General features: G+C 54.1%; 8 protein-coding genes. All 8 read right to left on the minus strand.

Translation table 11 applies throughout. From position 1 onward, the window contains the following. Positions 1-72: 72 nt before the first annotated feature. The 8 genes from NST08_RS17115 to NST08_RS17150 all read right to left on the minus strand — a co-directional run bounded on the left by NST08_RS17115 (position 73) and on the right by NST08_RS17150 (position 12,305). Complete coding sequence (locus NST08_RS17115; protein WP_341342045.1) at positions 73-1,128, minus strand: alpha/beta hydrolase family protein; 1,056 nt, start codon at positions 1,126-1,128, stop codon at positions 73-75. A gap of 6 nt (positions 1,129-1,134) precedes the next feature. Beyond that, positions 1,135-3,036, minus strand: coding sequence for a hypothetical protein (locus NST08_RS17120; protein WP_341342046.1), 1,902 nt, complete (start codon positions 3,034-3,036; stop codon positions 1,135-1,137). Further along, positions 3,023-4,285 (minus strand): DegT/DnrJ/EryC1/StrS family aminotransferase, encoded by a 1,263-nt coding sequence (locus tag NST08_RS17125; protein WP_341342047.1) that lies wholly within the window; start codon positions 4,283-4,285, stop codon positions 3,023-3,025. The genes NST08_RS17120 and NST08_RS17125 overlap by 14 nt, the downstream gene beginning before the upstream one ends. A gap of 17 nt (positions 4,286-4,302) precedes the next feature. Continuing rightward, positions 4,303-6,021 (minus strand): hypothetical protein, encoded by a 1,719-nt coding sequence (locus NST08_RS17130; RefSeq protein ID WP_341342638.1) that lies wholly within the window; start codon positions 6,019-6,021, stop codon positions 4,303-4,305. Positions 6,022-6,145: 124 nt separating this feature from the next. Beyond that, positions 6,146-7,747 carry an extracellular solute-binding protein gene (locus tag NST08_RS17135; RefSeq protein WP_341342048.1) on the minus strand — a complete coding sequence of 534 codons (1,602 nt, stop codon included), beginning with the start codon at positions 7,745-7,747 and terminating at the stop codon, positions 6,146-6,148. A gap of 94 nt (positions 7,748-7,841) precedes the next feature. After that, complete coding sequence (locus NST08_RS17140; RefSeq protein ID WP_028407163.1) at positions 7,842-8,717, minus strand: ABC transporter permease subunit; 876 nt, start codon at positions 8,715-8,717, stop codon at positions 7,842-7,844. A gap of 35 nt (positions 8,718-8,752) precedes the next feature. Next, entirely contained in the window at positions 8,753-9,724 is a 972-nt protein-coding gene (locus NST08_RS17145; protein WP_445933634.1) for an ABC transporter permease, read from the minus strand. Beyond that, complete coding sequence (locus NST08_RS17150; RefSeq protein ID WP_341342049.1) at positions 9,672-12,305, minus strand: heparinase II/III domain-containing protein; 2,634 nt, start codon at positions 12,303-12,305, stop codon at positions 9,672-9,674. Before NST08_RS17150 ends, NST08_RS17145 begins: the two co-directional genes overlap by 53 nt. Between the last annotated feature and the right edge of the window lie 155 nt (positions 12,306-12,460).

The raw sequence follows: 12,460 nt of genomic DNA on the forward strand, positions 1-12,460 counted from the left end.
ATGTCTATGAATATCAGTATAACATGCATGACATAAGGATTCCAATCATTGTCATTTCAGACTTGCAGCTCCTTAAATCAGCAAATGAGCGTCAAGAAAACGGTATGCTCTTTCACGTAGATCCGGCGGGAAATCATGTCCTTCCGTCCCCAGCCAGCATTCGAAATCAGCCTCGCGGCCCAAACCGCGGTATAGCTTCATGAGCTCGGCAAGCCCGAGCGTGTTGTCCAGCCAATGCGGGAAAATGGCATCTCTCATGCCGCACCACATAAACATCGGCACAGGAGCAGCCAGTGCTGCGATCTCATGCCATTCAAACGGCGGGTCCCCTTGCTTCATCACCTCGGTGAGGCCGGCAAAATGCGAGAACCAATCCCGCTGCCCCCATCGGTTCGGTTCCGGATCTCCTTGAAACATGGAGAAGCCGCAGCTGGAGGCAACCGCCCGGATCCGCGAATCCATGCCTGCCAGAAACCAGCCGTTATATCCGCCGAGGGAATGGCCAATAACACCGATCCGGTCGGGACGAACAAGCTTCATGGATGCGAGCACATCCACGCCCCGGATATGATCGGCCAGCATTTTGCCGACAACCGACCACGATGGAAACCGTTTATAGAACGGAGCCGTTTGAAAAGGTCCTTCGCCCTCGTAGATTCTCTCGCCGAATGTTATGGAATCGGGAGCTAGCACGATATAGCCTCGAGACGCAAGCTCCAATCCGTACCTGCGATTGTCCCTTCCCGACGCAAGGGCAACATCCGACTTCCCGACTTCGGTCGTCGGATGCAGCGCCAGCACAGCCGGCCGCGGGGCGGAAGCGGTCACGCTGCGGGGTAGCAGAAGGTACGCATGCACCAGATCCCGGTCCTTGGTTTCATACCGGATATACTGACAATAATGATCCTCTTCTTCCTTCTCGCTTAGTACCGTATATGCGCCCTCACCTAACACTTCGCTATCATACATATTCTCAAGCGGCGCATCGCCGAGCGTGCGCATCCAGACGGACTGAATTTGCTTCCGCTTAACCTCCCAATCCGATCTCGTCGCTGCGCCGTCCAGCAGTGGAGCGACCTGGCTTACCTCATGAAGCCCTTTATTTGATAATCGCTGTATCTCATTCATGGGGGCTTACACCTCCTCCTTCCAATGGAATCGCCACAGCTCGGCTCCTGCGCCGTAATAAATATCGTTTCTGATATGGGCAAGCCCACAGGTTGCCGGCTCGGGCAAAGCCGCAATCCGAACAGGCTCGTCGGATCCGGCCGTAATCATGAATAGGGTGCGGCTAAGCAGTCCTATAACAATCGGCATGCCGTTGCGGGAAGACTCCATCATGCCGTTTCGGACGACGGACCCCCACGGGGATAGATCATACAGGCTTACAACCTTACCTTGCTTAACATCGAAACGGAACAAGATACTGTCCGAGGTGATCCCGTACACATCTCCTCCCTGACCGGAGCACAATCCCGAAATTTCTCGGGCGCCGGCTATCGGCACCCAGGTTCCGGTAACGGAACGGGACGCCCAGTCCCAGGCATACAGGACCGCTTCCTTGGCCGAGGTCTGCCCCCCGCCCGGTGTCTCGATGCTGGTCCCCCCGATGACGCCCCCTCGAGGGAGTACCGTTAGCGACACCGTGCTCTGCTCGGGGATCACTTGCTCATGCCCCAGCATCGTGACGCTTTCTTCCTCCACGTTCACGATGCCCAGACCCCCGCCGACCGCTCCATAACCAGGAAACCCGCCGTACAAGACGTGAATGCCATCGTTCAAGGAAACCGCGCAGCGCGGACGATGAACTCGGTTGTCAGCATAGATCAGTCTAGGATTTCTCAAGCCTGGCGAAACCATATCGGTTCCTGGTGAAGCTGGCTGTCTAACCCCCTCCCAATCGCGGGACGTGTCTATTACATGGATCAGCCCGCCGGCATAAGCGGCTCCGATGATTTTGGAGCCTTGGGAAGCGTAAGCGGCAATATTGCCTCCGCCCCCCTTTTGAATCATGTCCGGGCCAAAGTTCATGATTCGGCGGCGGCCCGGTTCAAATCGATAGAAATGCAGCGGATGATTGGAGGTGCCGTACAGATTGCCATCCGGCCCGGCGAAGATCGGCGACAGCTCCGCGGCATTGCCTTCATGATGCAGCGGGATCTCCGATCGCGTGCCATCCGCGTGCTGAATGGAGATTCGCATCTCAGACAGCTCCCAGGACAGCAGGCTCCGGCCATTTCTCAGGTCCTGATGCACCTTTCGGTAACCTTCCCCGCGATACAGCGAAGGAGATACCGAAGCTTTAGGAATTGGACGTTCTTGGCCGTCCTCGATGATGTACCAATTCTCTGCGGCGGCAGCCGACGGATGTGAAGAATTCGGAATCCGGGCATACACCCTTCCGTCTTGCCCCCGGTGTACCTGTGCACTGCCCGGGGCCGCGTTCCCGTTCACCGTAATCGTCTTCACTTCGCCGCTGTCCGCATGAACGGCGGCAACCGCTGGAGAGGATGTGCCCAGTCCCGCATAGATCCATCCATCGCTTCCGGCAGCCAGCGTCATCGCATATGTCCGGTCGGAATCAAGCCGGGCAATGACCCGGCATTCTTGCATTGCAGCATCCATGCCCAGCAAATAGCTGCCCGGATACGTCGTGGCGTAGACCGTCCCGCGCTCATCTTCCGCGAATGCAAAACCCGCGTGTTCCTCACCTGACGGCGCTTCAAACCGGGCTATGTATTCAGATTTGAAGGGGTCAAGCACATACAAGCACATTCCGGCTCCCGTACAAAACAAGCCGCTCCTCGTGCTTATTGCCGCAAAAGGATACTCCCGGCACAAATCCGGAAACGGCAGCTGGCGGCAGCTGCCGTTATCCGGATCCACGATGAGCAAATAACCTCTTGCGGCAATGACGACGCGCTCTTCCCCGTTTTCGTTTCGGCATACCGCCGCCGACCGTGTTTCGTCGGCACGGACCGGATAGCCTAGGGACTCAAAGGGCTTCGTATCCGAATGCTCACTACTCTTCAACATGGCTGACCCGCCCCTTACTCTGCGTGCTGTATGCGCTCGCGACCTTTAAGACGCCCATCCCGATGTCGCGGATATCCTCATCCGAATAAAACTCGCTGATCGGAATTTGCACCGCTGTCCCCAGAATGCTCTCCGCAACGGGGCACAGGCCCTGTTCATAGGAAGTTTCCGTTAGATTAAACGGGAAGCTGCTCCCCAGATAAGCTTGCCGATTCTGAAAGAGCGGCTGCATATAGCACACCTGCGGAATATAGCCTGCCCGGTTCGGAATGCCTTCCGCTTCCAGCGCCTTGCAAAATTGCTCTCTCGTGCAAGACAGCTCGTTCAGCTCCAGTCGAAACATATAAAACCAATACGTGCATTCGTCATCCGGCCGAACCTCGGGAATACGTATTCCCGGCGCGGTGGCCAGCATTTGATTCAAGCGGTCTCCAATCACCTTCCGCCTTTCGCAAATCCACGGAAGCTTGCGGACTTGGGCGATCCCGACAGCCCCTTGAAGCTCGGTCATCCGGTAATTCGGTGCAATGTACTTCGTTCCCCGGTCAAGCTGAGTGCCGAGTCGGCGATAGTTCTTGTCCGCAAAGGCATGCGTGGTCTCATAATCCGCTTCATTCCCTGAATTTACAACCACAATGCCTCCATCGCCGGTTGAAATATGCTTGAAGTCATTGGTGCTGAAACAGCCGTAATCGCCGATGGTTCCCGTTAGCCGTCCTTTATATTTTGTCAAATAGGCTTGGGCGCAGTCTTCAATCACCTTCAGACCGTATCGCTCGGCAATCTCCATGATCGGGTCCATATCGCACGGATTGCCCGCTAGATGAACGACAAGGATCGCCTTCGTCCTCGGCGTGATCCGCGACTCCACCGATTTCGGATCCAGATTGTAGGTGTGCGGCTCCAAATCGGCAAACACCGGGATCGCGTTCTGATACAGGATGCCGATCAAGCTGCCTTGATCCGTGATCGGGCTTGTGATCACTTCATCGCCTACCGAGATGCCGGCCGCTCCAAGCGCAACATGCAGTGCCGCCGTTCCGGATGAAGTCGCAACGCTGTACTTGACTCCATACAATTGATTGAAATCCGCCAGAAACTGTTTGACCTTTTGGCCGAAATGATAAAATAACGTATTTTGCTCAAGAGCCTCAAGCAGCTGCTCTGCTTCCTCCGCACCGAACCGCTTGCCCGAGGCAAACGGCGTAGATTTGGTTTTCGGCCCCCCGTCCAGCGCCAGTGGTTCCATGCTGTCCATCCCTCCTTTTACCGCGTCCGCTCGGCAGCGCCCTTGATCATTCCGCTCCATTCCGGGCAAGGGAGCCCATAGCGATCGCGCTTCGAATCTTCTTCTACATCCGCATATGAATGTCGGTAATATCGGATGACCGCTCCTTCCGGCAGATTGCCGGCCTCCAAGGCTCCGCTTGCATCCACGGAAAATCTCGCGTTCCGTCTGGCTTGCTCCCAGCTTGTTATTTCGGCACAGGTCCAGAACGTGTATCCCAGGCTCTTCGCTTGACCGACAACCGCCCGAAAGGCTTCCCGCACACCCTCGATGCGATGAATATGCTGCTGGTGAAACAGAAAGTGCGCAACGCCGCGCACGCCCTTGACAGCTTGAAGGAACGGCTCAATAACCGACATGTCCGGAAGCATTGGATGCTCCAAGTCCTGCGTCAAAAATCCGATTTGCAGCACATCATACAGCCGGTTGCGTTCATCCGCCCATGCGATCGGATAGTACGGCTGCGCCGTGCCGAACGGAAAGCCGACATTTCCTTTTTTGCTAGGACCCCGGGTTTGATCGGCCTGAATCCCCTCGGCCTCGCACCAACGGAACAATTCTCCCCAGCCCTCAAAGCGGGTGTAATGGTTCTTATTCGATACGATATCCGCTCCGCTTGCCTGTCGCAAATGCTGAAGCTGACGGGAGAATTCCTCCTGGGACCATATGCCGCCCTCCGCTTCAAGGGCATTGAAGTGAAATGCCAGCTCATGCCCAGCAACGGCGATCATGTCGTACATTTCCCTGGAATATCCGGGTTCGATCATGCACCAAGTGGAACGGACGCCGCATTCCCTCAAAAGCTCCAGCGTCGTTCTTGCAGCCTCTTCGGAATTGAAGTCGCTGTCATGGGAGATCATCGCAACCTGCTCGATCCCGCGCGGCCAATAATCTAGAAACGGCAGGGTGAGCCCGAGACCCGCTGCTTCCCTCATCAGCTCGTGAACGATCACCTCGCGCCATAGGTCTCCATAAGGAATCGGAAAGTAAGGAATATTCGAATCGGTCTTGACCCGATCCTCCTTCCAGTCGACTTCCATGCCGTCATCCGCCTTCAAGATTCCCTCGTCTATGCCCCCGGTTCCATCCTCGGCAGGAATGCCGTCTTGATACACAGGCCCTCTTCCTTGCTGAAGATAAACGATCGTGCTCGGGATATCCACATTCCAGCGAATGAGCTTGCCGGTACCGACCCGAAAGGCCAAACAGGCTGCACCCAGCTCGCTCCCGGCTTTCCCCAAGCGGAGTTTTCCTTGAGCTTCTGCAAGAGGCGATGCAGTCTGCTCATGCCCGGCTAACGGCTTCCAAGGCTGGCTGCATAGTGCCCGCAGGAGCTTTCCTTGAAGGACCGCTTCCATCCCTTCGACCTCCGCATACACCGCTTCGCGGCAGCTGACTTCGACGCACCCCATCCTCGAAGCCAAACGGTTCAAGCCCCCGTAGGCGATCACGACGGCTCCCTCTTCCGCCCACTTCAGCAGACGGTCCAAATCCTCTTCTTGCTCGCCAGCAAGCACGTTCACGATAATATCAGGGCGGTATGCGCTCAATTGCTCGGCTTGATGGAATAACCGATACGGTATGCCGGCATGTGACAGAATTTCTTCGATATAGAGCTGAAATATATTTTGACCATGCTTCCAATGATATTTTGCTGCATTACGGTTACACCACAGCCCGATTTTTACTGCCTGCATGCTCAATGCTGCCTACTCCCTTCTCAGCCGCCCTGGCGATTGAATACGTCTGCTCTCGCCAGCCTTCTTCGCGTGAGGACAGACGTATTCTGCAGGGACAAACTCTTAACGTTTCTCCTGGGCTTTATTTAAAAAGCGCCTTCGGGTCTTTCTCCGTAATTCCTGCATTATACTCGGCGATGATATCGGCTCCGCCTTTGCTCAGATATTCCTGAACAAGCTGATCCCATTCGGATACCGGACGCGTGCCCGCAATCATCTTCACCTGCTCATCCATGACGTATTTTTTAAGTTCCGCGCCTTTGGCATTGTCCGTAGCGGATTCCAGGCCGGTGATCGGGTTCGCATACAGCTTGATTTCCTTATACATCGCTTCGATGGACTCAACCAGATCGGACAATTGCTTCGTCTGATAGGTGATCGAGTAGTCGTTGTCGAAGTCCTGCGGCGCCCATGCCGTATTGTCCACAAAATAAGTGGATGGCGCGAGTCCGTCGGATGCGAAGTTTTCCTTGTTTACCGGCACGCCGTCTTTCATCTCGTAGCCGACGCCGATTTTTCCGGACCACCAGTCGAAGTCTGCATTGCTCTCGTTCCGGCTGTCTTCTGGGTAGAAGGTGCGGCCGAAATCAATCATCGCAAGAATCCGCTTCTGCTTCTCCGGCTCGGACGCCAGCTTGGCGCTTAGCAGAGTAATGCCGTTAAATCCTGCACCCGAGGTAAGTCCTTGATTACCGTATGCATCTTTGAACGGTCCAAGGCTTACAAACTGTGCGTCCGGATGGATGGCCAGCAGTCCGTCCATATACTCCTGGGACATGCCGCGCGGCGTTCCGATGAAGATGCCCGCCTTGCCGGAATAGAACTCTTTATTCGTATCCGCCCAGTTCAGAATGGCGTAATCTTTGGTCATCGCACCCGCTTTATACAGCTCGGACAGCATCGTGATAAATTCCTTCCGGCCGTTGCCGATCATTCCCGGAATATAATTGCCCGCTTCATCCTGATGATACCAGGCGTCCGGGTCCCAATACGGTCCTTGGTTGAAGTTCGGGTTAATATCCTGACCGATGGCCAAACCGTACGTATCCTTCTTGCCGTTGCCGTCCGGATCGTTATTCGTGAATGCGATCGCGACCTCCTTCAATTGCTCGTAGTTGGTTGGAACCTCAAGGCCCAGCTTATCGAGCCAATCCTTGCGGATGACCGTAACGACCTGGTATTTCGGGGCATATTGCGGGATCGCGTAGATTTTCCCGTCGACCCTCACCGCATCCCATATAAAATCCGGAACCAGCTTCAGCGTCGGATATTCCTGGATATACGGTTCGATGTCAAGAAATGCGCCCTGCTTGGCAAATTTGTTGTAGCGGTTCTTCACATCCGCCGTCATCAATCCGATCATATCCGGTATTTTGCCTGAGGCGAAGGTGGCGTTGATCTTCTCGTCAAACGCGGTATTCGGCACAAACGTCGGCTCATACTTGACATTGAATCTTTCGTTGATCATCGTCAGCCCCGGGCTGGATGACGGCGGCGGATCCCCATAGCGGTAATCGATTGCCGTAACGGTATAGATCTGTTTCGCTTCGCCCTCGGTTGGTGCCTTTCCTCCTTCCTGCGGCTGTTCTGCACTCTTCGGGCCCGGACTGCTCTGACCGCAGGCGGCCAGGCTGACCGAGAGAAGTGCAGCCATCATCATGGTAATCATGCGCTTTTTCGACATTTACGTTCCCCCATTTTGGTTATGATTTTGGAGCTAGCGCCCCAGTTATGATGATCTCAGCGACAGCCCAGCTTCTTGCAGCAGCCCTGAGTTCTCACCCTTTAACAGCACCAAGCATGACACCCTTGGCAAAATGCTTCTGCAGGAATGGATACACGATCAGAATCGGCAGCGTAGCCATCAGAATCGCCGCCATCTGGATCGTCTCCGGAGGCGGAGGCTGGGCGGCAAACATGTTGTCACCCCCAAGCGTGCCGGTCGTCTCTCCCACCACCACGATCTGCCGAAGCACGACCTGAATGGTCCACTTTGAGGAATCATTGATGTACAGAATCGGAGCAAAGTAGTTGTTCCAATGGGTCACCGCGTAGAACAAGCTGAAGGCGGCCAGCGCCGGCTTGGACAGCGGAAGGATGATTTTATAGAAAATCTGCAGATCATTGGCACCGTCTACAATCCCGGCCTCAATCATTTCGCCCGGTATGTTAAGGAAAAATTGCCGGATGACGATCAGATTGAACGGAGCGATCGCGACAGGCAGAATTAAGGACCAGATCGAATCCAGCAGTCCCGTTGCCTGCACAACCAAATAAGTAGGGATCATCCCAGCCGAGAACAAGAGCGAGAACACCACCATAAACATGACGCTCCGCTGGCCGATGATCGGTCTTGACAAGGCATAGGCCATCGTGCTGGTAAAGAACAAATTAACCAGCGTGCCAAACACGGTTACAAGCGAGGTGGTCCATAGCGCCTGACGAAACGTGCGGGAACTCCAGATGTACTCATACGCATCGGTCGTCCAGTTCGACGGCCATAACAGCAGCCGGCTTCCTAGGAAATCCTCATAGGATGAGAAGGAAACCGAGAATAAATATAAGAACGGAAACAGCATAAGCGCTGAGATCAGAAGCAGCAAACCGATATTCACCGAGTTGAACAAGCGTTCGGCGATGGATTTTTGATTCAAGGATGTTTCTCCTTTCTGTGGGCTTTCACAACGGATCAATAGACGCCCTGCTCGCCAAAGCGCTTGGATAATTTGTTCGCGCCCATGACCAGGATCAGCCCGACCAGCCCTTTAAACACGCCGACGGCGGTTGAGAAGCTGTAGTCGGATTGTTGAATCCCCTTAAAGTACACATAGGTATCCAGCGTATTTCCGATATGCATATTGAATGCGTTCAGCTGGAGGAAGACCTGCTCGAACCCTACTTCTAGGACGTCCCCGAGCCGGATAATCAGCATGATGATGATCGTGCTTCGGATCGCCGGCAGCGTAATATGCCAGATTTGGCGGAACCGGCTTGCGCCGTCCATTACGGCAGCTTCATACAGCGCCGGATTGACGCCGCTCAGTGCGGCCAGAAAGATGATGGTTCCCCATCCCGCTTCCTTCCAGATCACCTCTAAAATCAGAAACGGACGGAAATACTGCGGCTCGGTCAGAAAGCCGATCGTCTGCTGGGCACCGAATGCTTCCCGCAGCAGGTCGTTAACCAGGCCCTCATTTCGGAAAAAGATCGTCACGATCCCAACCACAACGACCCACGAGAGGAAATGAGGCATGTATACCACCGACTGCATCACCCGTTTCAACAGCGGGTTCGCCACCTCGTTCAGCATGATTGCCAGGATGATCGGCGCAGGGAAAGCGAATATAATTTGCAGAAATGAAATGATCAGCGTATTCCAGATCACCTGAACGACTTCCGAGCTTTCGAATATGCGGCGGAAGTTATCGAGGCCGGTCCAAGGACTGTCGACGATGCCCATGAAGGGGCTGTAATCTTTAAATGCAATGGTGATGCCCAGCATCGGAACATACCGATAGACGATAAAATACAACAATCCCGGGAGCAGAAGCAGGTAGAGATAGCGGTCCTTCCACATTCGCGCACGAATCCGCTTGCCTCGGCTTGCCTTAGTCGCGGTCGGTTTTTTTCCTGGTTCCGTGCTGTGTACGAGCGTTTCCATTGGTTTCACCCCTTTCCTCGGCGGGAATGATCCATCCCTGTTTCAAATCCAGATCATGCTTACCGGGAGGAACGATCAGCTCTAGCCGGATACCGGACGAATCCAGGCACAATTCGCAGGACGCATCTCGCGAATTCCCGTTATAAACAGCCCCTCTCAAACTTCCGGTATCCAAATATAGGCTTAAAGGTTCTTCGGAACGGTAGCGGATTCCCGGGCCTGCAAAGCGTGTCGCACAGGACAGATCAAGTCTGCCGGAATTGCCGGAATCTAGAGGATCCTGCCCCACCATGCTCGAACTCAATCGTACGGCAGAACCACTGAATGAATAGCCTTCGTAATCCATCGTTTCTGTTGTATCGCAAAACATCATGTAATCCCTTCGCTCCCCTTCTTCGAGTACGGTAAAGCCGATTCCGCTAATACCGCTTGTTGTCACATGGTCTACGGTGATGTTCCTTGCATCGCCGGACTGCGGGATCAGCAACGTAACGAAACGAATGCGGCTCCCTGATGATGCTTTAACGCTGATAAAAGGTCCGTAGCTTTCCGCCCCCGGATAGTCCCGGACGGAAACCTGATGATGATCCGGAGCCAGAAACAGCAGCCGAACCGAAGCTTCATCCCCACGAATCATCAGGCTGGACTTCTCTACTGATTCTCCCGGACTGATCAGGGCATGATCAGGCCCGTAAATGGATGAAGTTGTGTGGAATAACAGCTCCGCCTCATCCCCTTCCCGGTTCAGCTCAGCATCGTCGACGATGACATAATAAGACGCGTCGATATGATACAGCGTCCGGCGATACGATCTTAGGCTTTCCCCATAACTTGCCGAAGCGTCCCCGCTTACGACTTCGAAGCAAGGGAACAGCGAGCTGTCGCAAATGTACCCGCCGCCGAGCGATTGCTGCCCCTGTCCATTGACAAGCAGCGAATTATGCCCGATCGTGCCTGTTGTATAATCCGCTCTCGGGCCCGGCACATAGTCCTGATAGCCCGGGCCCGTCAGAAGCCATTCGCCGCCGACATTCAGCATGATCTGGTTCTGATCCCTATGATTGTGATCCTTGGCCGACGGGCTTGAGGTAAAGCATAAGAGGTGATCGCCTCTCCCCCAACCCGATCGCAGCGCAGCCCAGCCGACCGGCTGGAACACGGCGGAGACGGCTCCTTGGTAATAAGCTTCCGGATTGATTGAAAGCGTTTCCTCTTTAAGATATAAAAGTGCAGCCGGATGCTCCGCCTCATACCTTCGCATATACCAGCCCGCTGCAGGATGGGCATGATGCGAGGCCGTCATAGCCATGACATATGCGATATCCAGCTTGTAGAACGAATCCGAGAAGTTTGGAAACGTATTCACAACTGGGGATAAAAAATGCAGCAAACGCTCCGGCAGCTCTTCCGCAAAATAAGGGTGATTGACCAGATCGGCATTCCCCGTCATTCTACGATACAGGTCTGCCGCCATCCATACGTGCCTTGCAGCTACTTGATCATATAAAAAGCCTTCCGTTTCCCCCGAATTCAGCTTGAAATCCAAGTAACCCGTCAAATAATCAAGTGAAGCCTGCAAATATTTGGCTGCATACGGAACTTCATCCGCGATCGCTGCCGCTCCGAACATCATGGCAACATGCTTGGCGGCCACGATGTTATGCCGATCCCGGTTTCCGATATCCATGGCTAACGGCTGCAATCCTTTACTTAGGATGGATCCCCTTATATGGAGCCTTTCCTCTTCCGTAAGCATGCCGCGGATGGCGTCATAAGCAGCGGATACGCCGATCAGAAAGTGAGCATTGCTGAGATTGCCCTCGGCGCCCCGATGATCGAACTCATACCATTTTCCGTAAGAAGCCAATGCTAGCAAATAACGTCTTGCCTTCTCGGCATATTCGATCATGCCCGTGATGATATAAACGGTTGATAACACGACAAGCCGTTCCTCGATTGCCCGAGCGTACATCGTCCAGTAAGGAAAGTCGGTGTAGCCCTCCGGATCTGCTGTCGGCTCCGGTTCCTCCAGCGGCAGCGATACATGCCACTCTTGGGAGATCGAAGGATAATGGACCGTAAAACCCGTCTCGTTCAAATAACCGGCTGCCCGCTCTAAGTAGCTGTGCCACAGCTTCGGGTATTGGATGGCTGACGCCGAATCGGGCTTAGCACCATCCCCTGCTGTTTCCTCCTTACCTCTAATCTGCCGACGGAATGCTTCAGCCTCTTCCGGAAGGAATAAAATTCGCGGGCTCCGGATTGTTATTCTATGTATGGGCTCGGAAGGCGGTATAACCGTAACACGCCAGCAGACGGCAGGGAATCGTTTATCACCAAAGTCCACCTTAACCTCTGCATCGCCTGGCTCCATCGCGCTCAGCGTCAACCCGTCCGCCTGAAGAACCTGTGACGGCTCACAGGTAACGATGCCCGCCGGGGTGCAGCCTTGCATGACGCTGCCGGAAGGATCGATGAACCTGAACGCCAGCGTATGGGTCTCGCCGGTCTCGAGGAGCGGAACTCTAATCATCTCTACCCGGTACAAATCAATAACGCCCCTCTCTTGATTCTTCACCATGTTCATCGCTTTATTGATCGGTCTCGTTGATCAGGCTTCATGCTGTCTTGATCAAGCTTGATATAGCCATCGCTAAATATACATGTATTTTACTTGTATATATTAAATGCTGTCAATTTAAATTTTTCTTTTTCGTTAAACCTATTTGCTTAATC

Origin of the sequence: Paenibacillus sp. FSL K6-1566, from assembly GCF_038050475.1 — a bacterium.
Lineage (GTDB): Bacteria > Bacillota > Bacilli > Paenibacillales > Paenibacillaceae > Paenibacillus_AQ > Paenibacillus_AQ lactis.